The sequence below is a fragment of the Vibrio sp. HENC-03 genome (assembly GCF_000305755.2).
GTDB lineage: Bacteria > Pseudomonadota > Gammaproteobacteria > Enterobacterales > Vibrionaceae > Vibrio > Vibrio owensii.
Genome location: NZ_JH976121.1, coordinates 21749 through 45486, shown reverse-complemented (window position 1 = coordinate 45486; position 23738 = coordinate 21749). Strand labels below are relative to the sequence as shown.

Here is a 23738-nt window from a genome sequence, read left to right as displayed (position 1 = left end):
CAATCTATTCTTGAATGACGACAAGATCATCGCGATGAATCACTTCTGAGCCGTAGTCATGACCCAAAATAGAGATGATGTCTTTACTGTGCTTACCGGCAATTTTCGCTAGGTCTTCACTTGAGTAGGCGCTAATACCACGAGCAACCAATTTACCCTGTGCGTTTGTTACACGTGCCACTTCACCACGAGCAAAATCACCACTGACTTTTACAACGCCTTTTGCAAGTAGGCTGCTGCCTTTACCCACAACGGCGTTCACTGCACCATCATCGATAATGATGTCACCCGATGCCGCAGGACCAGCTAAGATCCAACGTTTACGGTTTTCTAGTGCTTCTGAACAAGGTAAGAAACGTGTGCCTTGTGGCTCCGAACTCAATGAATCGAAGATAACATTTGGCGCACTACCCGCAGCGATAATGACCTCAATACCTGCACGACGAGCAATATCTGCCGCTTGAAGTTTGGTTGCCATACCGCCTGTACCTAGCGTGGTGCCACTACCACCTGCAATTTTACGCAAAGTATCATCGATGGTTTTCACTTCTTTGATCAGCTCAGCATTCGGATCTTTGCGCGGGTCTGCGGTAAACAAGCCCTTTTGGTCAGTCAGGAGCAGTAATTTGTCTGCACCACACAAAATCCCCACCAAAGCAGACAAGTTATCGTTGTCACCCACTTTGATTTCGTTTGTCGCAACTGCATCGTTTTCGTTCACGATCGGAATAATGTCGTTTGCTACCAGAGCATTAATGGTGTCACGTGCGTTTAGGAAACGCTCACGATCATCCAAGTCAGCACGAGTTAACAACATCTGACCAATTTTGATGCCATAAATGCCAAACAAAGACTCCCATGTTTGAATCAAGCGGCTTTGACCAACGGCTGCAAGTAACTGTTTGCTCGCCATCGCGTTGGGCAGTGCGGGGTATCCAAGATGCTCACGGCCTGCTGCAATTGCACCAGACGAAACCATTACTACTGAATGGCCTTGTTTCTTTAGTTCAGCACATTGACGAGCCAGCTCTACCATATGAGCACGGTCTAACGCCAAAGTGCCGCCTGTCAGCACACTTGTACCCAGTTTCACAACGACGGTTTGTGGTTGTGAAATAACTGCATTCTGTTGATTCGTTGTCATGATGTCTTCTGAAATGAAAAACAAATAAAGAGTGAACGTTTTAGCAATCAAATGGGGATTTAACAAGCAGAAAAGGTGCGAAAACGCACCTTTTTGTCTTATAGAGGAAGAAAACAGCCAAATTAGGCGAAATCAAACGATTCTGTGTGATATTCCACTTCCAGTTTGAAATGCTCAGCCACTGTATCGATAAGCTTTTGATGGAAGGTACTCTGAGTGAGGTACACTTCTTCTGTCACCTTATCTGGCAATGGTTCTGAGGTCCAATCCCCTTCTTTGTTGTATTTACCGATGTGGTATTTTGCCGTAAAGCCACCTTCAATGGACTCCAAGTCCATCCACCAGCCCCAAAATTCACGTTTTTCTGGTGACTTTTTATCGTCAACACAGACAGATAGGCAGTCAAAATAGTAATGCCCTTCTTGTGATTGTGGTTCGCGCAGGTAAGGACCTATCGCCTTCAACTTTGACATCAAGCGAAAGTGAGTCGGCCCTTGAGTCGTCTCTGACATAAGAATCTCCGTTTCCATAGTAAGGATATTGAGCTATCCAAGAATGATTATTATTTTTAATTATCATGAGCTTATTTTTTGCTCATCTATATCACTCTTAACTAAATTAGGAGATTTGTCATCTTAATAATTCGTCCTCCAACCACTTTATGGCTAAATCGAGGGATTGCTCATAACCTTTTGTAATTGTCTTGGAACTGATTTTCTTTGCTTGTCCGTACTGGCTAAACAGCGCAACCAACTGGTTGTCACTGTGCGGTGAAACAGGGTCGCCTTCCAAACTCAGCGCAAGAATTGGCACCTTCGTTTTGCGGCTGCTTAAAAAGCCTTGTACCTTTAAAGACCACGCCATCATCTGGCCTGCCATGCTATTGATGTCCACGGCGCTCTTACCCAGACGAGACGCCAGCAGATCTAGGTACATCTTCGGCATCTGCTGCAGCTTCTTCGGTGAGGTAAACAGATCGTGTACCGGCGCGCCCAATGCTACACAAGCTTTGATCTTCTCTTGCTCAACGAAAGAAAGACGAATCATCGCATTGCCGCCGAAGCGGAAACCAATCAACCCCACCTTATGATGATCAACCCAAGGCAAAGAGAACAACTCATTGAGTACAGCTTGGTGCAGACAACTTGAGTCTTCCGTTAAAGGCCAATGCGAGCTGTGACCGACCGATGGCATATCAATGGTCAACATCGCAATGTCTTTTGGCGCAAGGTGATTACGGAACAAACGCCACATGTCGGTTTGCAAGCTATCCAGTCCAGCACTGACCATGACAACAGGAAGTTGTTTATCTGTGCGTGGCAGGTGTAAGTTCGCGATGATCTTACGCTTTTGGTAAGGCACTTCGATCTGCTTGATAACGTACTGAGTTTTCTCAGAGCCTTCGGTATAAGCTTTGTTTGCCAGCACTTGAGCTTGAGCCGCTAAGTTGTCGTTCTTTAAATGTGGATAGCCCGCAATACTGAAGCACAGTGATGCCGTAAACAATTCGTCAGCAGCCTCTTCACCTTTCATTTCACCCGCACGGCGCTGGTGTTCCATGCCAAGTTTGATCCATTCAAACGTCCAGTTGCCGCTGTGGTAGCCCATGACAGTGTCGAGCCACTGGTCTTCGGTACGTGAATGCTTGGACGACGCAATCTTAGACAGAACACCTTCCATTTCGATTGGTGACAAACCTTGCCACGCCCATTGAAGGCGCCTTAAGTGGCGATACCAAGCACGGTCGCCATGCTCTTCTCGCTCATCAAGAATCTTTTGGCTGGTCGGCATGTACTGAGTAAGTGCGGAGGTTTCTTTCGCTTGCTTGTGTTTTACAAACAAAGTTTCGGAGAGATTTTTACTGACGTCTTCTGGCATAGGAAGAACTCTAGGCTGGTTGCGATAGCGTAATAATAATAAAAAAAATGCCCCTATAAAGGGGCATTTCTCAATATTCTTAGTGCAAACTTATTTTTGCTTACGGTTCACTGGCTCTGCAAACTGGATAGACATATCCCAAGGTTGCTCGATCCAAGTGTCTTGAGCGATGTCTACGACGTAATCATCTAGTAGCTCAACACCTGCAGGCTTAGCACATACTGCGATAAGTTTCGCTTTCGGGTACATTTCACGTAGCTTGCGTGCTGTGTCACCGCTATCTACTAGGTCTTCAACGATTAGGAAACCTTCGCCGTCACCTTCTGGTGCTTTAACTACTGTCATATCACGCTGGTGATCGTGGTCGTAGCTAGAGATACAAATAGTATCAACGTGACGAATACCCAGTTCACGCGCTAGGATTGCACCAGGAACTAGACCACCACGGCTTACCGCCCAAATACCTTTCCATTGCTCAGCTGGCATTTGTTTCTCAGCCAGTTCACGGCAGTAAGACTGCATCGCATCCCAAGTGATAATGAATTTTTTACTCATTGTAATAACCTAATAATTTCAAAATATGCATCCCTCTATCTAGCTGTTGGCGCTGAAATGGACTCAACAAGCTAAACTTTCCACACCAGAGGAAATGGGGGTTTCAAGCTGCGCAAACGATTATTCTACCGAAACCCATGGCTAATACCAACGCTGATATCAAAATTCTCCGCCAATTCCGCAGAAAAACCGAGTTCGGTGAACAATACAAATTAGAAAAGTGGATGAATTTGAATACAAATCCCCCACAAACAAAAAGCCAGTGCGAACTCAAGCTCGCACTGGCTTTTTTCAATCGTTGGAATTAACCGACCATGTATTTCACGATGAAGATAGCAGACATCACCCACACACTCATCGATACTTCACGGCCTTTACCACTGAACAGTTTGATAGCAGCGTAAGCGATGAAACCTAGCGTGATACCTTCTGCAATCGAGAAAGTAAGAGGCATTACCAAACAAGTAACCACAACTGGCGCAGCTTCTGTTAGGTCACGCCAGTCGATACCAACCAGACCAGAAAGCATTAGGATCGCTACGTAGAACAGCGCACCAGATGTTGCGTAAGCTGGAATCATACCTGCTAGTGGCGAGAACAACAGAGCTAGAAGGAACAATACGCCAACAACCACAGCTGTTAGACCAGTACGACCGCCTGCTGCTACACCAGAAACACTCTCAATGTATGACGTCGTGTTAGATGTACCTAGTAGAGCACCTACTGATGTCGCTGTTGAGTCAGCAAGTAGTGCTTTGTTTAGACGTGGAATGTTGCCATTTTCGTCAGTTAGACCTGCTTTTTGTGAAACGCCAACTAGCGTGCCTGCAGTGTCGAACAAGTCAACGAATAGGAAAGCAAATACTACCGAGATCATGCCAACTTCGAAAAGACCAGAGAAGTCTAGCTGCATGAAGGTTGGTGCAATGCTTGGTGGTGTAGACATGATGCCGCCCCATTGAACGTCACCAAAGATAAGACCAAGAATTGTCACACCCAAAATGGCAATCATAACCGCACCTTTCACACCACGGTGAACCAGCGCGATAGTCATAAAGAAGCCAATAGCCGCAAGTACAGATGGTAGCGAAGTGATGTTACCCATAGAAACTAGCGTTGCTGGGTTATCTACTACGATGCCTGCGTTTTTCAGTGCGATGAACGCAAGGAAAAGACCGATACCTGCAGAGATACCTGTACGAAGAGAAAGTGGAATTGAGTTGATGATCCACTCACGGATCTTGAACACACTCAAGACAATGAATAACAGACCAGAAACAAATACTGCTGCTAGCGCTACTTGCCACGTGTAACCCATACCCAACACAACAGAGTAGGTAAAGAACGCGTTTAGGCCCATACCAGGCGCCTGAGCGATTGGGTAGTTTGCTACTAAGCCCATGATGAAACAGCCAATAGCTGCAGCAAGACACGTCGCAACGAACACGGCACCACGATCCATACCAGTATCTGCAAGGATAGCTGGGTTTACAAAGATGATGTAAGCCATAGTTAGGAAGGTAGTGATACCTGCGATGATCTCAGTGCGCACGTTGGTGCCATTTTCACTAAGTTTAAAGAGCCTTTCGAGCATGATCGAATCCTGTAAAAGGTAAAAAGTAAACGGTTGCGTAATCGATTGGCTCGAATTATAAAGTTATCAAATAACAAATTCCAGATAGAATTTTCACTCTAATGGGATTTTTTTCTTCGGATATGAAACCTATTCGCTAGTGTTTTAAACAGGCTAAAAATTTAGGCCTTAATAAACAACAACTAACAGAGTTATGTTCTGTACAACCCAACGTGTACAAACTGAACAATGTATTAAACTTTCAAACGCAAACCGGAGGTTTTGGACGTAAAACACCCACAGAATTGGTCAGGAAATGAAATATGTGGAAGAAGCTGCAGTAGAATGCGCGCTTGGTGGCGAGAAAGTAGCCGAAGTTTGGAATTGCAGATAAAAAAACGCCACTCAATTTGAGTGGCGGTGAATCATGTCAGCACTATGCACTGAAAAAAAATTCCAATTTATAGGGGTGAACAAATTTGTTCGAGTCACATGCGTTGGCTTCAATTAGTAACCAAAGCTTGTTGGGTATACAAAGTTACCGGTGTAAACAGATTTGCTGTTCCAGAACATTGCACTTGGTAAACCTTTCATAAATATCACCTTCTAAATCAATTAATACTGTTAATTTGGTTGATTTCTCGGTTCCTTGGAGGCGATAAACGGACTCATCCTTTGAGCATTTCATTCTTCTCTCAGAAGCTGGTTACAAATATACCACCAAGAAATTTAATTACAAGCATTTTAGTGACCAAAATCACAAAACATTCATAAATTGATCTTCATCAAGAATTAACTGTAATTAAATTACAGTTTAGTAAATTAAAAAATAGCCAAACTTTCAATTCATACTAAGTGCGTTGCATTAGTGTATTGCATTGTGTTCATAATCTGTGACAGTTCTAGGGCAAATCCTTTTCACCACAACTACTAGAACGGCTTTTGTGGTGGTATGCTGATGGCAATTTCAAGCCAATACCGATTAGCATTTACTGCTAAACACTCATTAAATTTACGGTTTAAATTTGGCAAAGCACATCAAAAGGAGTCTTCCGTGTCTGAATTCCATTCTGAAATCAGTACCTTATCACCTACTCCACTTTGGCAGTTTTTCGATAAGATTTGTTCAATTCCTCACCCTTCAAAGCATGAAGAGGCGCTAGCTCAGTACATTGTTACTTGGGCAACAGAGCAAGGTTTTGACGTACGCCGCGATCCAACTGGCAACGTGTTCATTAAGAAGCCTGCTACTCCTGGCATGGAAAACAAGAAAGGCGTGGTTCTTCAAGCGCACATCGACATGGTGCCGCAAAAGAATGAAGACACTGATCACGACTTCACAAAAGATCCTATCCAGCCATACATCGATGGCGAATGGGTAACCGCAAAAGGCACAACACTTGGTGCGGACAACGGCATCGGTATGGCTTCTTGTCTTGCGGTTCTTGCTTCTACTGAAATCAAACACGGCCCTATTGAAGTGCTGCTAACGATTGATGAAGAAGCTGGCATGACTGGCGCATTTGGCCTTGAAGAAGGTTGGCTAGAAGGCGATATCCTTCTTAACACGGATTCAGAGCAAGAAGGCGAAGTCTACATGGGTTGTGCTGGCGGTATCGACGGCGCAATGACATTCGACATCACTCGCGATGTCATTCCAGCAGGCTTTGTTACTCGTCAGCTAACGCTAAAAGGCCTAAAAGGTGGTCACTCTGGCTGTGATATCCACACAGGTCGTGGCAACGCAAACAAACTGATTGGTCGTTTCCTTGCTGGTCACGCACAAGAGTTGGATCTTCGTCTTGTCGAGTTCCGTGGTGGTAGCCTACGTAACGCTATTCCTCGTGAAGCATTCGTTACGGTTGCTCTACCAGCAGAAAACCAAGATAAGTTAGCGGAATTGTTCAACTACTACACTGAGCTACTAAAAACTGAGCTTGGTAAAGTTGAAACTGACATTGTGACTTTCAACGAAGAGTTCGCGACTGACGCACAAGTATTTGCAGTTGCAGATCAACAACGTTTCATCGCGGCGCTTAACGCGTGTCCAAACGGCGTAATGCGCATGAGTGACGAAGTTGAAGGTGTGGTTGAAACGTCACTTAACGTTGGCGTTATCACAACAGAAGAGAACAAAGTAACCGTACTTTGCCTAATTCGCTCACTGATCGACTCAGGTCGTAGTCAAGTTGAAGGCACGCTTCAGTCTGTGTCTGAACTTGCAGGCGCGCAAATCGAATTCTCTGGTGCTTACCCAGGTTGGAAACCAGATGCGGATTCTGAAATCATGGCAATCTTCCGTGATATGTACGAAGGCATCTACGGTCACAAACCAAACATCATGGTTATTCACGCAGGTCTTGAGTGTGGTCTATTCAAAGAACCTTACCCGAACATGGATATGGTTTCTTTCGGTCCAACCATCAAGTTCCCGCACTCTCCAGATGAGAAAGTGAAGATTGATACCGTTCAACTGTTCTGGGATCAAATGGTTGCACTTCTAGAAGCAATTCCAGAAAAAGCGTAATCCTAACCAGATACAATAAATACGAAAAAGGGTGCCGAGGCACCCTTTTTTATTGCGAGCTCAGAAAAGTCGCAACTTATGCACGAGTTTGCGCGTATGACGCTAGCTCATCCATAGAAGTCTTAGCAACAACTTCACCATCGATGTAGTAAGTAACAAACTCACCTTCACGAACACCCATTAGTGTCGCTTTTTCACCGTTGTTGTAAGTGATGTCCATTTGAACTGTGTTTTCGTCGATCTGTTGCATTTGACCTTGTTCGATAACACGGTTATTCGTAATAGGACCAACAGGAGCTGTCGTTAGAGACTTATCTAACTGGTGGTTTACGTCGATGTAAGTGTCCATCTTCTTGTCAAAGATGTGTGGCTTACCGTTTAGCGGGTTTTTACCAGTCCAGAACTCTAGCGAGTTGAACACAATGTAGTCAGCCGCAATCGCAACACCGTAAACTGGCGCCATTAGCATGTTTAGACCACCACGAGCGTAACGGTTATCAACGGCTTTCAAGTTGAAGCCCATAACGTAACCCGTTACTGCGTTGCTGCCTACACAGCCAGAAAGAGAAACTGCTACTGCAGTCAGTGCGCCAATTTTAGCGATCGCCTTTTTCATTAAAACCTCTAGTTAAATAGTATTAGGTCAAAAATTCGGCGGGGATAGTAGCGGATAAAAACAAGAGGTAAAAGACAGTTTTTCGCCAAAAAAATATTAGTATTAAATTTAACACAGTCTTATTTTTTCTATGAATGTAACGCATCAAAAACCAAGGCAAGGCTACTCAATCGATACTGGATTTCACCCAATAAACTTACACAAGCCATACATTCGGTGAATTTTTGATCTTTTCAATAAAAATTATTGTTCGTCACATCAAGAAGAATGATTAGTGTGATTTTGAACCAGTTGTTACATTGTTGCTAACGTATTTGACAGAGATGGTTTATGGCCAGAAGTAAAAAAAGCAAAGTATTTGAGCTGCTCGGGCACCAAGTACAACCAGGACAACGACTAGAAACCGAATTTGAAGCGGCACAGCTTTACACGCACTCGCCTCTTTCTATTCCTGTGGAAATTATCCACGGTAAACAGGAAGGCCCTGTTTTAATGGTCAATGCAGCGATCCATGGTGATGAGCTTAATGGCGTAGAGATCGTTCGTCAGATGATCAACCAATTGGATCCAGCCAAACTAAAGGGCACGGTGATTGCGGTTCCTATCGTAAACGTGTTCGGCTTTATCCATAAGTCGCGCTACCTTCCAGACCGTCGCGACTTAAACCGCTGCTTCCCGGGTAGTGAGAAAGGCGCATTGGCATCACGCATGGCGCATGGCTTCTTCAATAATATTGCTAAGCGTTGTGACTATATTTTGGATCTTCACACGGGTGCGATTCACCGTACTAACCTACCTCAGATCCGTGCGAACTTGAGCAACCCAGAAACACTGCGCATTGCCAAAGCATTTGCGACACCAGTGATCGTAGACTCTGCTCTACGTGACGGTTCTCTTCGTAGTGAAGCGGAAAAGTGCGATATCCCAGTACTGACTTACGAAGCGGGTGAAGCTCTGCGCTTTGACCCATTGTCGATCAGTGCAGGTGTACTAGGTGTTCAACGTGTGATGCAGGCTATCGGCATGCTACGTGCGAGCCGCAAAAAACTACCAGAGCCAATCATCGCAAAATCCACCAGCTGGGTTCGCGCATCGGGCAACGGTATCCTACGTACGGTTGTCAACTTGGGTGATAAAGTAGAAGAAGGCGAGACTCTCGCTTACATCAGCTCGCCTTTAGGTCATGACGAGCTAGAGCTGTTGGCACCAAAAGGCGGTATCGTAATTGGCCAGCAAACACTGCCACTGGTTAACGAAGGTGATGCTATCTTCCACATCGCTTACTTCAAACAAGATGATGACATGGTTGAGCAAACGGTAGAAAGCTATATTGAAGAGCTGACTGAGTTTGATGTCGACCAAGTGACGACGGGGCAAATCCCACTAGAAACACAACAATAATTCTCAATGAATGCACTAAAGCCCAGATTGTCTATCTGGGCTTTTTTATATCCATACTTTTAAAAACAAAAGGTTGGACCAGAAGCCCATACAGAGCATTCACACAACAAATTAATTGCAATAATTCTCATTCACAACTAGGGTGTCGTCCTTTTGCTTGTAAACCACTATGAATCATACTTATAAACGACTCCTTATTGCGGGATCCACCCTCCCCTGCTTAGCTTACGCTCAACCATCTGGAGAGATTGCTGAATACTTACAAGAACAAAGCAACCATTATCAAATAGAAGATCACTATGCTACAAAGGTCCACGAAGATTTGAATTTGGATGCTAAGCCAGATGTGATTGCGTGGAAGAACGACGAAGCACCCACTGGATGCCAACATGCAAAAGGGGAAATTACCGAGGCAAGAGATTACAACTACGGTGTGGCAAACAATCTATCGGACGGCTTACACAACATTGATTTACAGCCAGTTCACACACCAAAAAAGCTGCGAAAAGATCATATCTACAATACCACTTCATCGGATAGCTCAATGACGTTCTCAGTTTCTTCTGACTGCTTATAACGACGCAAATAAAAATGCCCCGAGATAACCTCGGGGCATTTTCAAATTCATAGTCGATGGTATTCAACCATCAAGCACACTGCGATTATTCTTCGTCAGCGTCTGCTTCACGAGCTTGACGAGCTTCTTCTTTGCGAACTTTTGCCGCTAGTTGCTCTGCTTCACGCTCTTGACGTTGTACTGCTTTACGCTCGTTACGAACTACTTGGTTTTGTACAAAACCCGCTAGTTCCTGCTCAGCCCAAGCTTGTGCTTTCTCTTCGCTGTCAAAACCTGTTTCACGTTTTGATACCACTACTTTACGAGAAGTCACCTGACGAGTGATCTCTGCGCTCCAACCGTTACGTTTTTCAGTTACGCGGATAGCAAATTTTGGATTTTTAGCCATTTCTTTCATTTCCTAAGGGATTAATCAGGGATTCGGTCAACTTGATAACTCCATCTAAGCTGAGCTGTTTAACACCATCCCTTGGTAAGCGCGGTATTAGAGCATAAAAGTTACCGAAACGCTGCAAGTTTTTTACGGGAGACGGGAGACGGGAGACGGGAGACGGGAGACGGGAGACGGGAGACGGGAGACGGGAGACGGGAGACGATTTCATTTTGTCTATGTAGGAATAAATACTGTCAACACCTTATGAGTCCAACGCAATTTAATCGTCATCCTCAAGAACAAGGCACGAGTGAGTTGGGGATCTCTCCCTATTCATTGTTCAAAAGAGATTTCCTACTCCTTCCTTCGTCAGTCTAGGAAATGACGCCGCTATTTTTCCCGACTCTCGAAACGCAGCGTCCTATAGGATGAAGTCCGTTCTCGATTCCCTTAAATAAAGAAAGCGCTGGTCTCTCAACCAGCGCTTTACTATTTTCGTTAACCGTTGACTAAGTCATGGTTAGCCGATGTTCTTGCGTGCGTTTTGGAACATACGCATCCAAGCGCCGTTCTCGCCCCAACCTTCTGGAGACCATGAGTTCGCTACTGTACGGAATACACGCTCTGGGTGTGGCATCATGATAGTTACGCGGCCATCTTGAGTCGTTAGACCCGTGATTGCATTTGGCGAACCGTTCGGGTTGTTCGGGTATTGCTGCGTTGCGTTACCGTGGTTATCTACGTAACGAACTGCAACTGTACCTGAAGCTTCAATCGCCGCTAGGTGGTCAGCGTCACGAACTTCCACGCGACCTTCACCGTGAGACACTGCGATTGGCATGCGAGAACCGGCCATGCCATCGAAGAATAAAGAGTCAGACTTCTGAACTTCAACTAGGCTAAAGCGAGCTTCAAAACGCTCAGACTCGTTACGAACGAAGCGTGGCCACAGGTCTGCACCTGGGATTAGCTCTTTCAGGTTAGATAGCATCTGACAGCCATTACACACACCTAGAGAGAAAGTATCTTCACGTTGGAAGAAACCTTCAAACTGGTTGCGAGCTTGCTCATTGAACAGGATAGACTTAGCCCAACCTTCACCCGCACCAAGTACGTCACCGTAAGAGAAGCCACCACAAGCGACTAAGCCCTGGTACTCTTCTAGAACCGCTTGACCGGTTAGAATGTCGCTCATGTGGATATCTGTTGCTTCAAAGCCTGCACGGTCGAATGCTGCTGCCATCTCAACGTGAGAGTTAACGCCTTGCTCACGCAGAATTGCCATCTTAGGCTTAGCGCCTTTCGCGATATATGGCGCTGCAATGTCTTCGTTCACATCGAAGCTTAGCTTAACGTTCAGACCTGGGTCCGAGTTGTCTTTCTTCGCTTCGTGCTCTTGGTCAGCACATGCTGGGTTGTCACGTAGACCTTGCATCTTATGCGTTGTCTCAGCCCAGATAGTACGTAGTTCAGTGCGGTTACGCTCAAGAACGACTGTCTCACCAGAAGTAATCACTAGCTCATCAGATGCTTCTACAGAGCCGATTACGTGTGAACATGCTTCAAGGCCGTTTACTGCTAGCGTTGAAAGTACAGCGTCTAGGTCATCATTCTTAACCTGAAGTACCGCACCTAGTTCTTCGTTGAATAGTGCAGCTAGAGCATCGTCGCCTAGGTCAGCGATGTCAGCTTTAACGCCACAGTGACCTGCGAATGCCATCTCAGCAAGAGTAACGAATAGGCCACCGTCACCCTTATCGTGATAAGCCACAACTTGGTCGTTCGCTACTAGAGTTTGAACGCCCTCGTAGAAACCTTTTAGCTGCGCTGCGTTGTCTACGTCTGCTGGCTTATCACCAAGCTGCTTGTAAACCTGTGCTAGAGCCGTTGCACCTAGACGGTTTTGACCGTTACCTAGGTCGATTAGAACAAGGCTAGTATTGCCTTTATCTGTGCGAAGCTGAGGTGTGACTGTCTTACGCACATCTTCAACACGAGCAAACGCAGTGATGATTAGAGATAGCGGAGACGTTACTTCTTTCTGCTCACCGTTCTCTTCCCACTTGGTCTTCATCGACATTGAGTCTTTACCAACTGGGATAGTTAAACCAAGTGCTGGACATAGCTCTTCACCCACGGCTTTCACTGCTTCGTAAAGACCTGCGTCTTCACCCGGGTGGCCAGCTGGAGACATCCAGTTTGCAGACAGTTTAATGTGTTTGATATCACCGATGTTTGTCGCAGCGATGTTTGTGATTGCTTCACCAACCGCTAGACGAGCTGAAGCTCCGAAGTCTAGTAGAGCAACTGGTGTACGCTCACCCATCGACATAGCTTCACCGTGGTAAGTGTCGTAACTTGCTGCAGTTACTGCGCAGTTAGCAACAGGAACCTGCCACGGGCCAACCATCTGGTCACGCGCAACAAGACCAGTCACCGTGCGGTCACCGATCGTGATTAGGAATGTTTTTTCTGCAACCGTTGGAAGACGTAAAACGCGATCCACGGCTTCGTTTAGCTCGATACCGTCACGATTAACCGCTGGGTTGTTCGCTTTAAGCGTTTTCGCATCACGGTGCATCTTAGGCGTCTTACCAAGAAGCACATCCATTGGCATGTCGATTGGCGTATTCTCGAAGTGTGAATCTTCAAGTTTAAGCTCACGCTCTTCTGTTGCGATACCAACAACGGCGTATGGTGCGCGCTCACGCTTACAGATTGCGTCGAATACTTCCATATTCTCTGGCGCAACAGCCATTACGTAACGCTCTTGAGATTCGTTACACCAGATCTCAAGTGGGCTCATGCCTGGTTCATCATTTGGTACATCACGCAGTTGGAAGATACCACCACGCTCGCCATCATCTACAAGCTCTGGAAGTGCGTTCGAGATACCGCCCGCGCCCACATCGTGGATAAATGCAATTGGGTTAGCATCGCCAAGTTGCCAACAACGGTCGATCACTTCCTGACAGCGGCGTTCCATCTCTGGGTTTTCACGCTGTACTGAAGCGAAATCTAGGTCTTCTGCTGATTGACCAGATGCCATTGAAGAAGCAGCACCACCGCCAAGACCAATGTTCATTGCAGGACCACCAAGTACGATTAGGCTTGCACCTACCGGGATCTCTTTCTTCTGAACGTGCTCGTCACGAATGTTACCCATACCACCAGCAATCATGATTGGCTTGTGGTAACCACGAACCTCTTCACCTGCGTGCGAGTTAACTTTCTCTTCGTAAGTACGGAAGTAACCAAGTAGGTTTGGACGACCAAATTCGTTGTTGAACGCCGCGCCACCAAGTGGGCCTTCTAGCATGATGTCTAGAGCGTTAACGATGCGACCCGGCTTACCGAAGTCTGTTTCCCATGGCTGTTCAAAACCAGGAATACGTAGGTTAGATGTTGTGAAACCAACAAGACCGGCTTTTGGCTTACCACCGATACCAGTCGCGCCTTCATCACGGATTTCACCGCCTGAACCAGTAGAAGCTCCCGGCCAAGGAGAGATAGCAGTTGGGTGGTTGTGCGTTTCCACCTTCATTAGGATGTGCGCTTTCTCTTGGCTGTAACCGTACTGGCGAGTTTCTGGGTTCGGGAAGAAACGACCTACATCTGAACCTACCATTACCGCTGCGTTATCTTTGTATGCAGACAGTACGTTTTCTGGTGTCGTTTCAAATGTGTTTTTGATCATTTTGAACAGAGACTTCTCTTGCTTAACGCCGTCGATAGTCCAATCTGCATTGAAGATCTTGTGACGACAGTGCTCTGAGTTCGCTTGTGCAAACATCATTAGCTCAATGTCAGTCGGGTTGCGTTCTAGCTTATTTACGAACGCATCGTAAAGGTATTCGATTTCATCATCTGCAAGTGCAAGACCTAGGGTAACGTTTGCGTTTTCAAGTGCAGCACGACCGCCTTTTAATAGGTCAACGTCTGCTACAGGAGCAGGTTCTGCCGCTTGGAATAACGCATTTGCTGCATCAAAATCAGTAAATGTCACTTCCATCATGCGATCATGGATGAGTGCTTTTACATCAGCAATTTGAGCATCGTTAAGAGGAGTTGATGTCTCGACGTAATAGGCAGTGCCGCGCTCAAGACGTTTTACTTTGTCTAGACCACAGTTGATTGCGATATCAGTAGATTTAGAAGACCAAGGCGAAATAGTGCCCGGACGAGGCGTAACAAGAAGTAGAAGACCTTCTGGCTCATGCTCTTCGATCGTTGGACCGTAAGTCAGCAATTTTTCCAGTTTTTCCAACTCTTGAGCATCAAGGTCAGACTTTAGATCCGCAAAGTGCATGAACTCAGCGTAAATGCCAGTGACAGGCAGATCTTGTTCACGACAAAGTTCCAGTAGTTTATTAACACGAAACTCAGAAAGAGCTGGGGAGCCACGCAAAATTCTCATGTGCTTAGGTCTCTTATTGCAAGTGATTAAGGTGATATTGGAATAAATTCAGTGGGTTATACTGTTTTCTTCGAAGCTATTCCCGAAGGTTTTTCAAACCTATGCCGATGCCACCTCTTCGTTGCGAGCGCATTATATAGCAATTGTTTTTGTGATGTAACACCAAAAGCAACCGTTTGCGTCATTTTTTTCATCAAATTTGAATTACGACTAAAATGTCGATAAATCACACAATGTCGCACTCTATCTGTCTGATTCACTTTGCCCCACCAGCTCGCTTTGATATAAAGGCAACTAGAAATTTATCGAGACGTACCGAATTAATGCAAATAAGTCAGTTCAACCGACTCAAGCGCAGCGCCCTACTTTTCGCTTCTGTGCTTTTACTTTCTGCCTGTCAGATTGAGTCGGAACCCAAAAGTGAATTCGAGCAAATCCAAGAGCGCGGTGTCCTACGTGTTGGCACGCTAAACAATCAACTCTCCTACTACATCGGTCCTGATGGCCCTGCTGGCTTGGATTATGAACTGGCGCGTAAATTTGCAGAACAGCTCGGCGTTAAGCTCGAGATCAGACCCGCTTTTCGTCAGGCAGAGTTATTCCCTGCCCTTAAAAAAGGCGATATCGATATTATCGCAACCGGTCTAAATCAAACCTCTCAAGCGGTGCAACGCTTCCGTCCTGGGCCTGCTTACTACTATGTGAGTCAGCAAGTGGTGTACAAAAAAGGCCAACTTCGTCCTCGTGATATCAATCAACTCATCAACTACCAAGAGTCGAAAGATGAGAAAGCGGGCGATGAAGACACGAACGCCGGAGCAGAGACGCTACAAATCGTTGAACAGTCTCAATTTGTTCCAACACTAACGGCACTACAAAAAGAGCACCCAGAACTGCAATTTGAAATTGTTGGTGACGCAGATACTCGAGATCTACTGAAACACGTGTCGACGGGTGAACTGCGTTTTACCGTTACAGACTCTGTGGAACTGTCTTTGGCTCAGCGCCTTTACCCAGATCTAGCTTTGGCTTTTGAGCTAACCGAAGACCAACCCGTTTCTTGGTTCACCCGTCGTTCTGAAGATGAAAGCTTGTATGCCATGTTGATCGAGTTCTTTGGCAACATTAAGCAGTCCGGTGAACTCGCGACGCTAGAAGAGAAATACATCGGCCACATTGAAGCTTTCGACTACGTAGACACGCGTGCCTTTATTCGCGCCTTGGATAACACCTTGCCGAAATGGTCACCACTGTTCCAAAAATACAGTGAAGAGTTTGATTGGCGCTTGATTGCAGCCTTGGCATACCAAGAGTCTCACTGGAAACCAAAAGCGAAATCGCCAACAGGCGTGCGCGGAATGATGATGTTAACGCTGCCAACAGCGAAGAGCGTTGGGGTAACAGATCGCCTAGATCCAGAGCAGTCTGTGCGTGGTGGTGTGGAATACCTTCGCCGTATCGTGGCTCGAGTGCCAGACTCAATCAATGAGCATGAGAAGATTTGGTTTGCATTGGCCTCTTATAACGTGGGTTATGGCCATATGATGGATGCAAGACGCTTAACGAAAGCACAAGGTGGCGATCCAAACGCATGGGCAGATGTGAAAGAACGCCTACCATTGCTGCGTCAGAAACGCTTCTACAGCCAAACTCGATATGGTTATGCTCGTGGTGATGAAGCTCGTAACTACGTCGAAAATATTCGTCGTTACTACCAGTCGATCATTGGTCACGTCAGTCAGAAACCAGCGATTGATGAAGACACAGAAGACCTACAAGTGATCCCGCCACTCAGTCCAGACTTGTTAATTTCTGGAGCAGTGGAAACCTTGGCGGAGCAGACTTCTGGAGCGGTGGAAACTATCTCCAGTACTGAGGAAAGTTCACCTCCAGAGGCGGAACAAACACCCGAACCCAAAGCAGAATAAACCTTTCGAAAATAGCGAGCTCACAGCTCGCTATTTTTTTATTGAGTCAACAGATAAAGTTATCTAGAATCCATTCTTTCGGGCTAATCTAGCTTGTGCTGCTCCTTGGTGCCTTACCAAGGTTGGGCTCGCATAGCAGAGAGGCTCTTTTGGTCACCTCTCCTCGAACTGATGCCACCTTCGTCCGTAAGCGTGCCTCATCAGAATGTCATCGATTGATAATAAATCAGACACTTTGCCATGCGAGTGTCGGAGAGAGTGTTCGTTGTCTGCAAGAGGTTCTGATAATGAGAAAACGCAGAGTGCAGTCAAAACGTTTGAATAAGACGGTGGCTGCTAACCGCCGTAAGCGCAAGCTTACGTGTATGAAAAAGAAAGTCAGTGCACGTAACCGTGTTTTCGTTCACCTAGTGAATCACTGAGAACTTAAAGCAAACATCTGCTGCAAAGTAGGTGTTTGCTAAAGGCAACCAGTAACTAAAAGCCCAAGTCCCCCACCTTTAAGAAGCCCTTTTCCTTAAACTATTCGCCTTTTATTTCCTGTTCATCATCGTTCGCTCTTTGCGCTTGCTTCTTCGCTTTAATCTCTTTGCGACGACGCTTGAAAAACGCTTGTAACTGCGAGCGACATTCATCCTCTAGCAACCCACTTTCAACTGTCGCGTAATGATACGCCGCTTGGCTTTCGAACAAGTTCAATACCGTCCCTGCCGCACCTGCTTTTAAATCAGGCGCACCGTAAACGACTCGTTTCACTCGGCTATGTAGCAACGCACCAGCACACATTGGGCAAGGCTCCAACGTGACATACAAAGTCGTATCAAGCAGTCGATAGTTTCCTAAAGCCTCTCCTGCTTTGCGTAATGTCTGGATCTCGGCATGAGCAGTCGCATCATGAGCACAAATAGAACGGTTCCAACCTTCCGCAACGATCTCTCCGTCTTTCACTAAAACAGCACCAACCGGCACTTCCCCTTCAGCTTCTGCTTGCTCTGCAAGCTCCATCGCACGGCGCATAAATAGTTCGTCTTGAGGGGAAAACTGAGAATCTGACAAAAGGAGGCTCCGGTATTTTGGATAGGTCGTAATTTAAAGTGGATTTTAACCTTCAAAGAGGGGAAGGGAAAGAGACGAGAGACGAGAGACGAGAGACGAGAGACGAGAGACGAGAGACGAGAGACGAGAGACGAGAGACGATTTCATTTTGTCTATTTAGGGCAAACACTGTCAACGCCTTTTGAGTCATTGTATTTACCTCTAATATCCCAGCACATACCTCTCGATTCCTAGAGCGAAGCGTTCCCGGCTCTCGAAGCGCAGCGTCCTGTAAGACAAAGCCCGTTCTTCGATTCCCGAAAACAAAAAAGCGCCAGTCTCTCGACCAGCGCTTTTTAAATTTACTTAGTAACTTCAGCGTTCTTACATTGTGTAAGTGTATGGCGCTTGGATACCTAGAGGAATACCTAGCATCCAGTAAGCAACTAGGAAGATAGACCAGCCGATTAGCATAGCAATCGAGAATGGCATCATTAGAGATGCTAGCGTACCGATACCTGTCGACTTCACGTAACGTTGACAGTAAACCACTACTAGAGGGAAGAATACCATCAGAGGTGAAATGATGTTCGATACAGAGTCACCTACACGGTAAGCCGCTTGAGATAGCTCAGGAGAGATACCTACAGCCATTAGCATAGGTACTAGGATTGGACCGATAAGAGCCCATTTCGCTGATGCAGAACCGATTAGAAGGTTTACAGAAGCTGTTAGAAGAATCATACCGATGATAGTTGCTTCACCTGGTAGGTTCATCGCTTTCAGGCCTTCCGCACCGTATAGCGCTAGCATCGTACCGATGTTTGATTGCGCGAATGCAGATAGGAACTGCGCACAGAAGAACGACATTACAATGTATGCGCCCATCGTAGACATCGTATCCGCCATCGCTTTGATGATGTCGTTGCTTGTCTTGAACGTGCCAGAAACGCGACCGTAAACGTAACCCGGAATGATAAACAGGATGAAGATCAACGGAACGATAGACTTCATGATTGGCGCAGAGAACGCTGTGATTTCACCTTCAGGCGAACGCAGTGCAGAGTTTTCTGGGATAAGCGCCACAACAAGAAGTGCGATACCTGCCATCATAGCCCAACCAGCGTAACGGAACGCTTTTGATTCAGTTTCAGTGAAAGAACCAAGATCTGGTGCTTTTTCTGCATCTTCATCAACAGGCGTGTTCGCTAGACGAGGTTCGATGATTTTCTCAGTTACGTACCAACCAATAGCAACGATGATTACTGAAGATAGACCAGTAAAGAAGATGTTCGCTAGAGGGTTTACTACGTATTCAGGGTCTAGAACCTGTGCCGCTGTTTGCGTAAAGCCAGCTAGTAGAGGGTCGATACCTGAAGGGATGAAGTTTGCAGAGAAACCACCTGATACACCTGCGAACGCTGCCGCGATACCCGCTAGAGGGTGACGACCTGCTGCGTGGAAGATGATACCACCAAGAGGAATAACTAGAACGTAGCCCGCATCTGCCGCAGTGTGCGATACGATTGCCACAAGAATTAGCATTGGAGTAAGAAGTTTTGCTGGCGTGAAGTTCAGCATCTTCTTAAGGCCAGTTGTGATGAAGCCAGAAGAATCGGCAACACCTACACCCAACATCGCTACAAGAACGATACCAAGTGGCGCAAAGCCAGTGAACGTTGTCACCATATTAGCAAGGAAACTTGCTAGTGCTTCACCTGTTAGAAGGTTAGTAATAGTAAGAGCTTCGCCAGTTCGAGGGTTTAGAAGGTCGAAAGAAACATTCGACAAAAGTGCAGACGCAGCCCAAGTAATGATTAGTGCCCAGAAGAACAGAATCGCTGGATCAGGGATTTTGTTACCCGCTCGCTCGATAAAGTTCAGAAAGCGATCCATACCGCTCGGCTTCGGTGACGGTGCTTTATTTACTGCTTGGTTACTCATGGTAACTCCATATGAATGATGTTGGTGCCATGGCCTATTTGAATAATTATAACGGCCTATTTTCAACCGAGCATTCTATTAAATAGTCATTAAGAAAGCACAAGGTTCTACGTTTTTTTCCATATTTGGAGACATATTTTGCAAAAAAGCCATATCAATTAAACATAAAAAAAACAGTAGCACACCATTCGCGTTAACAGTTGCAAAACCACCTGTTAACCACCGAAATTAGTAATAAAAAGCGTCAATATTAACGATAAAAGTAATTATAAGCGGAATAGAAAACACCTCAGTTTTCGAACTCACTGTACTGCGAAATCATAGTTTTCAATTCAACAGATTGTGTTTCCCCCATCCGGTCTTGCCAGCTAGAAGTAATGGTAATGGTTTTGAGTGAACCAGAGACGGTTGCCGCTGGAACTTCCCATTCCACAATGTAAGCTCCCGCAGTAGAAGATCCTGTCACGATCGAAGCAAAAGAGGCACTAGAAATCGTAGAAAGCGCATCAGAAGCGCCACGAGTCCGAAACCACTCGAGTTGATTTTCCGCTAAGCGTAGCGCCTCAATACTGTGAATCGCATATTCTGATTTGCGTTCCATATAGATTTGTAGCTTTGTCAGGCCAAGTGCTCCAATGCCGAGTAGTAGGAATGAAATGAGCACCTCAATTAAACTAAAACCTTGTTGTTTAGAGATCATTCCAAGAGCCCTTTTTCCATTCTAGTTTCTTAATATATTTACTGCTTTTTTCACCATTGTAAGCAGGAACTAAAGAGCCATTTAGGATAACCGTTCGCTCTTCAGCATCTAACCCTAAGCCTCCATCGAACTTTAAGGCGCCATCTATCCGAAACGCATATTTATTGAATTCATCATCTATATCATGCTTTTGAAAGCTCAATGGCGTAACACCTATGTGAGTGCTGGAGTCAAATAGGTCAATCCATGCCTCTTTTGCATTGAAACTAGAACTCTTAGGCACATACTGATAAAGCAAACCATCAAAGAAACTCATATCGTTAGTGTACAGAAGGCCATTGTGAACAATTAATTGGTTGGCATTTTCCACTGACTGAGTACTGGTTCCAAAAATGCTCCCCGAAATGGCACAACTACCTTCAACCCAAAAACGACGCTTTCCTGATGAGTAAGCATTTGAGAGTTTTGTATGACACCCATAAACCCAACCTTTTGGCGTATAAAGAGTATTTGAGGCATCCAATACAAAACCTTTACTATCTTCTCTTATTTCTTGTTTTAGCTTCGCTACATTCGCCGCAGAGTATTCCATAGAGAATAGATCTTCAAATACAGAGATATCTGTTACATCCTCTTGAATATCTTCATTTTTAACTGAACCTGTCCCAGGGTGACTTGGAGGCCGACTCGTATCATATAAATTAGACCTGTGAGTTGGCTTGCAAGTAAAACTAGGAGCTCCTACAGGCCCTGAAGCATGACTGCTATTAGAGCTATCTACCGTTAAAAAGTGTTCATCGGATCCACTAGGACTTGAAATAAAGTTAACTGAGCCCCCCGAGATAATTGAGGTACACGTGCTTTCTGTGAGCTCTCCAACAGCGTGGGGAACAAAGTGCATGGAGCCAGTAAGTTCAACGGAAGCACTGGTTTTTATTGTTGCACCAAGGCCAGAGCCCGAAGCCAAAATTGTCTTAAATGCAGTCAAGTTCGAGTCAGTTGAAGATACGAGGTAATCCGTTCCACTTTGCTTTTCAACAGAAACACTAGCCAGGCACCCCATAACAGAAATAGCACCAGAGACAGGCAGGGAAATTTGCTTAGTTTTCACATTTGAATAAGCACACTCCAATCCCCCTTCAGCACGCCAATGCTCTTGCCGTGCTTCAATTTGGTTATTGGCACGTTTGATCTGATAAAAAAGAGACTTGTAGCTACCAAGCAACATCATTAACGCTGCGACAAGTAATACACTGACAACCAGTAACGCTGCTGCACCTTGTTGTTTATTCATTATTGCCAGTTCCTTTGTTTCACCGTAAAGGACTGCTCGGTACGAGTACCCGTCGCATCTTTTAACTCTGTCCCCAATGTAACCGTCACCAGAGCACTCTTAGCATCCGTGTTTTCTAATACCTCACTCACAAGGTCAAACCGATTAACATGAATCGCTTTTTTGTCGAAGAGTGTGTTACATGTCCCTGTACCGGAGAGGTTAGCCACATCATTGATATCCCAGATAGTGGCTTGCTTCTTTTCACACACAAAGAGCGACTCTGGCGTACCATCTCGCTGTTCATACACCACGTTTTTATAAAGAGACGTGGCACCAGAAACCCCCACGTTATAAACGTATGCAATAAGCGCAGAATCAGCACCACTAATGGTGTAAAGCGTGTTGCTAGCACCAGAGATCTTGACCGAATTCTCATCGCTACCATCAAACCCTGCACGCTGAATATCGCTTTTCATCATCTGTAAAACACTGGCCGTATTTTGCAATAGCATCAGCTGCTTTGAGCGTTCCATCGCTACCTTCTGACCACTGATATAAAGCGAACCGACGATACCCAAAGAGATCAGCCCTAAAGAAGAAGCAATCATGAACTCAACCAGGCTGGCACCTTTTTGGTTAAACATATTCACCTCTTAAGAACACGTTGAGTAACCGAAGAACTCGGTATTATTGTTATCGCTGCATACACGAACTCGAGCAGAGAGCGTGTGGGAGATGAGTTTGAGTGCTTTTGTAGATTCTCCTACCGGATAAAATTTGATATTGCCGGAGGAAGGGCGACCATGAACGTCGTCGAAACTGATTTGGTCGGAAGCGTAGTTAGGTGTAACGACGATCCCTTCATAAGGCGATCCTGAAAAAGAGAACAAAACCGTCCCTGCGCCCTCCGTTCCGTTATCAGTAAGATCGATGCGCCAGTGACCATCATTAGATGAACTACCGGGCATGATAAAGTGCGCCCACAGCCTCTCTCGGCGTAAAACAGCTTCTGATTTTCCCTGAATAACAAAACCATGCAGTTCATCGGCTAGGCGCTGCATTTTGTTGGTTTCAAAAACATTTTGGAAAGATGGTGCTGCCGCCGCCAGTAAAACACTCATTACTGCGATGGTGATCAGAAGCTCCAACAACGTAAACCCGCGAGGCATTTCCCAAATTCCTATGCAAACGGCAAAAGCACCGTAATTCATCTTGCGCAGATGCTATCACCTGAGAAAAATAGGCGGAAAAGTGAAAAGGAAACTACTCGTCATGATTCGAATTTCTCGTTGTAACGGATACAACAGACGATTAAGAGGGATGACATTGGTCGAATTACTGATTGCTGTAGTGATTGTAGGAATCATTGCAGCTATCGCCTATCCGTCTTATTCCAACCACGCGATCACTGCACATCGCACTGTTGCGTTGAGTGACATCAGTCGTATTCAGTTAGAGCTCGAAACCACTTACAACGGTGGCTATGACTGGAGCGGGATTATATCTGGGGGGAGTTGTACAATTTGTGATTCGGACGCAGACCGCTTCTCTTTTGATATTGTTAGTTCAGCAAGCTTTGCCTATAAGATTGAAGCGAGTGCATTAAGCACTCTAGGGCAAGATAACGACAGCTGCTTCGCTAGCGACCAAGAAAAAAAATTAACCTTAACTTCGACAAATATTGAATCACCAAGCGCTTGTTGGGATTAGGGAAAACTCCGTTCACGGATAACTCATCACCTATTCACAGGCACAAAAAAGCCTGCATCACTGCAGGCTTTTTATTAGATTCAT

20 protein-coding genes are annotated in these 23738 nt (G+C 45.6%); 6 read left to right on the top strand and 14 right to left on the bottom strand.

Annotation, left to right across the window (positions count from 1 at the left end):
* Positions 1-4 precede the first annotated feature (4 nt).
* From proB to VCHENC03_RS15630, 5 genes are all read right to left on the bottom strand, one after another.
* Positions 5-1144 (bottom strand): glutamate 5-kinase, encoded by a 1140-nt coding sequence (proB, locus tag VCHENC03_RS15610; RefSeq protein WP_005440196.1) that lies wholly within the window; start codon positions 1142-1144, stop codon positions 5-7.
* A 122-nt stretch (positions 1145-1266) separates the two neighbouring features.
* Positions 1267-1656, bottom strand: coding sequence for a sigma factor-binding protein Crl (gene crl, locus VCHENC03_RS15615; protein ID WP_009705620.1), 390 nt, complete (start codon positions 1654-1656; stop codon positions 1267-1269).
* Positions 1657-1774: 118 nt separating this feature from the next.
* Complete coding sequence (gene frsA / locus VCHENC03_RS15620; protein ID WP_009705619.1) at positions 1775-3022, bottom strand: esterase FrsA; 1248 nt, start codon at positions 3020-3022, stop codon at positions 1775-1777.
* Between the two features lie 90 nt (positions 3023-3112).
* Positions 3113-3577, bottom strand: coding sequence for an oxytetracycline resistance phosphoribosyltransferase domain-containing protein Tet(34) (tet(34), locus tag VCHENC03_RS15625; protein WP_005440202.1), 465 nt, complete (start codon positions 3575-3577; stop codon positions 3113-3115).
* A gap of 304 nt (positions 3578-3881) precedes the next feature.
* The gene (locus tag VCHENC03_RS15630; RefSeq protein WP_005440204.1) at positions 3882-5171 is read right to left on the bottom strand and encodes an NCS2 family permease; all 1290 of its coding nucleotides are present in this window, start codon (positions 5169-5171) and stop codon (positions 3882-3884) included.
* 1033 nt (positions 5172-6204) lie between these two features.
* Here VCHENC03_RS15630 and VCHENC03_RS15635 point away from each other — a divergent pair.
* The gene (locus VCHENC03_RS15635; protein ID WP_009705618.1) at positions 6205-7677 is read left to right on the top strand and encodes an aminoacyl-histidine dipeptidase; all 1473 of its coding nucleotides are present in this window, start codon (positions 6205-6207) and stop codon (positions 7675-7677) included.
* Positions 7678-7753: 76 nt separating this feature from the next.
* On the opposite strand, the gene VCHENC03_RS15640 is transcribed toward VCHENC03_RS15635, so the two are convergent.
* Positions 7754-8293 carry a DUF3332 domain-containing protein gene (locus VCHENC03_RS15640; RefSeq protein WP_005440209.1) on the bottom strand — a complete coding sequence of 180 codons (540 nt, stop codon included), beginning with the start codon at positions 8291-8293 and terminating at the stop codon, positions 7754-7756.
* A gap of 330 nt (positions 8294-8623) precedes the next feature.
* Here VCHENC03_RS15640 and VCHENC03_RS15645 point away from each other — a divergent pair, with 330 nt between their 5' ends.
* Together VCHENC03_RS15645 and VCHENC03_RS0125690 are read left to right on the top strand one after the other, a co-directional pair.
* Positions 8624-9694, top strand: a complete 1071-nt coding sequence (locus VCHENC03_RS15645; protein WP_005440211.1) for a succinylglutamate desuccinylase/aspartoacylase family protein — start codon at positions 8624-8626, stop codon at positions 9692-9694.
* 169 nt (positions 9695-9863) lie between these two features.
* On the top strand, positions 9864-10271 hold the full coding sequence (locus VCHENC03_RS0125690; RefSeq protein WP_032802601.1) for a hypothetical protein: 408 nt from the start codon (positions 9864-9866) through the stop codon (positions 10269-10271).
* 85 nt (positions 10272-10356) lie between these two features.
* Here VCHENC03_RS0125690 and VCHENC03_RS15650 read toward each other — a convergent pair whose 3' ends face one another.
* Positions 10357-10659 (bottom strand): DUF3622 domain-containing protein, encoded by a 303-nt coding sequence (locus VCHENC03_RS15650; protein ID WP_009705616.1) that lies wholly within the window; start codon positions 10657-10659, stop codon positions 10357-10359.
* Between the two features lie 505 nt (positions 10660-11164).
* Positions 11165-15061 carry a phosphoribosylformylglycinamidine synthase gene (purL, locus tag VCHENC03_RS15655; RefSeq protein ID WP_009705615.1) on the bottom strand — a complete coding sequence of 1299 codons (3897 nt, stop codon included), beginning with the start codon at positions 15059-15061 and terminating at the stop codon, positions 11165-11167.
* A gap of 323 nt (positions 15062-15384) precedes the next feature.
* Here purL and mltF point away from each other — a divergent pair, with 323 nt between their 5' ends.
* The gene (gene mltF, locus VCHENC03_RS15660; RefSeq protein ID WP_009705614.1) at positions 15385-16989 is read left to right on the top strand and encodes a membrane-bound lytic murein transglycosylase MltF; all 1605 of its coding nucleotides are present in this window, start codon (positions 15385-15387) and stop codon (positions 16987-16989) included.
* 287 nt (positions 16990-17276) lie between these two features.
* Positions 17277-17411 (top strand): hypothetical protein, encoded by a 135-nt coding sequence (locus VCHENC03_RS28100; RefSeq protein ID WP_005447629.1) that lies wholly within the window; start codon positions 17277-17279, stop codon positions 17409-17411.
* A 100-nt stretch (positions 17412-17511) separates the two neighbouring features.
* Here VCHENC03_RS28100 and tadA read toward each other — a convergent pair whose 3' ends face one another.
* The 6 genes from tadA to VCHENC03_RS15690 form a co-directional block, all read right to left on the bottom strand.
* Complete coding sequence (tadA, locus tag VCHENC03_RS15665) at positions 17512-18045, bottom strand: tRNA adenosine(34) deaminase TadA (RefSeq protein ID WP_009705613.1); 534 nt, start codon at positions 18043-18045, stop codon at positions 17512-17514.
* Positions 18046-18408: 363 nt separating this feature from the next.
* Positions 18409-19968, bottom strand: a complete 1560-nt coding sequence (locus tag VCHENC03_RS15670; protein ID WP_005440222.1) for an AbgT family transporter — start codon at positions 19966-19968, stop codon at positions 18409-18411.
* 289 nt (positions 19969-20257) lie between these two features.
* Entirely contained in the window at positions 20258-20668 is a 411-nt protein-coding gene (locus VCHENC03_RS15675; protein ID WP_009705612.1) for a type IV pilus modification PilV family protein, read from the bottom strand.
* The gene (locus VCHENC03_RS15680; RefSeq protein ID WP_009705611.1) at positions 20658-21962 is read right to left on the bottom strand and encodes a hypothetical protein; all 1305 of its coding nucleotides are present in this window, start codon (positions 21960-21962) and stop codon (positions 20658-20660) included. The genes VCHENC03_RS15675 and VCHENC03_RS15680 overlap by 11 nt, the downstream gene beginning before the upstream one ends.
* Complete coding sequence (locus tag VCHENC03_RS15685) at positions 21962-22588, bottom strand: PilW family protein (RefSeq protein WP_009705610.1); 627 nt, start codon at positions 22586-22588, stop codon at positions 21962-21964. Before VCHENC03_RS15685 ends, VCHENC03_RS15680 begins: the two co-directional genes overlap by 1 nt.
* Positions 22589-22597: 9 nt before the next feature.
* Positions 22598-23113, bottom strand: a complete 516-nt coding sequence (locus tag VCHENC03_RS15690; RefSeq protein WP_009705609.1) for a GspH/FimT family pseudopilin — start codon at positions 23111-23113, stop codon at positions 22598-22600.
* Between the two features lie 103 nt (positions 23114-23216).
* Between VCHENC03_RS15690 and VCHENC03_RS15695 the strand changes: the two genes are divergently transcribed.
* Positions 23217-23654: a type IV pilin protein gene (locus VCHENC03_RS15695; RefSeq protein WP_009705608.1), complete on the top strand. Its 438-nt coding sequence runs from the start codon at positions 23217-23219 to the stop codon at positions 23652-23654.
* Positions 23655-23738: the final 84 nt, after the last annotated feature.

Excerpts from the sequence above, each read along its gene's own strand:
- proB (WP_005440196.1), bottom strand. The coding sequence starts at position 1,144 with ATGACAACGAATCAACAGAATGCAGTTATTTCACAACCACAAACCGTC.
- crl (WP_009705620.1), bottom strand. The coding sequence starts at position 1,656 with ATGTCAGAGACGACTCAAGGGCCGACTCACTTTCGCTTGATGTCAAAG.
- frsA (WP_009705619.1), bottom strand. The coding sequence starts at position 3,022 with ATGCCAGAAGACGTCAGTAAAAATCTCTCCGAAACTTTGTTTGTAAAA.
- VCHENC03_RS15630 (WP_005440204.1), bottom strand. The coding sequence starts at position 5,171 with ATGCTCGAAAGGCTCTTTAAACTTAGTGAAAATGGCACCAACGTGCGC.
- VCHENC03_RS15640 (WP_005440209.1), bottom strand. The coding sequence starts at position 8,293 with ATGAAAAAGGCGATCGCTAAAATTGGCGCACTGACTGCAGTAGCAGTT.
- VCHENC03_RS15645 (WP_005440211.1), top strand. The coding sequence starts at position 8,624 with ATGGCCAGAAGTAAAAAAAGCAAAGTATTTGAGCTGCTCGGGCACCAA.
- VCHENC03_RS0125690 (WP_032802601.1), top strand. The coding sequence starts at position 9,864 with ATGAATCATACTTATAAACGACTCCTTATTGCGGGATCCACCCTCCCC.
- VCHENC03_RS15650 (WP_009705616.1), bottom strand. The coding sequence starts at position 10,659 with ATGGCTAAAAATCCAAAATTTGCTATCCGCGTAACTGAAAAACGTAAC.
- purL (WP_009705615.1), bottom strand. The coding sequence starts at position 15,061 with ATGAGAATTTTGCGTGGCTCCCCAGCTCTTTCTGAGTTTCGTGTTAAT.
- mltF (WP_009705614.1), top strand. The coding sequence starts at position 15,385 with ATGCAAATAAGTCAGTTCAACCGACTCAAGCGCAGCGCCCTACTTTTC.
- VCHENC03_RS28100 (WP_005447629.1), top strand. The coding sequence starts at position 17,277 with ATGAGAAAACGCAGAGTGCAGTCAAAACGTTTGAATAAGACGGTGGCT.
- VCHENC03_RS15670 (WP_005440222.1), bottom strand. The coding sequence starts at position 19,968 with ATGAGTAACCAAGCAGTAAATAAAGCACCGTCACCGAAGCCGAGCGGT.
- VCHENC03_RS15675 (WP_009705612.1), bottom strand. The coding sequence starts at position 20,668 with ATGATCTCTAAACAACAAGGTTTTAGTTTAATTGAGGTGCTCATTTCA.
- VCHENC03_RS15680 (WP_009705611.1), bottom strand. The coding sequence starts at position 21,962 with ATGAATAAACAACAAGGTGCAGCAGCGTTACTGGTTGTCAGTGTATTA.
- VCHENC03_RS15685 (WP_009705610.1), bottom strand. The coding sequence starts at position 22,588 with ATGTTTAACCAAAAAGGTGCCAGCCTGGTTGAGTTCATGATTGCTTCT.
- VCHENC03_RS15690 (WP_009705609.1), bottom strand. The coding sequence starts at position 23,113 with ATGCCTCGCGGGTTTACGTTGTTGGAGCTTCTGATCACCATCGCAGTA.
- VCHENC03_RS15695 (WP_009705608.1), top strand. The coding sequence starts at position 23,217 with ATGATTCGAATTTCTCGTTGTAACGGATACAACAGACGATTAAGAGGG.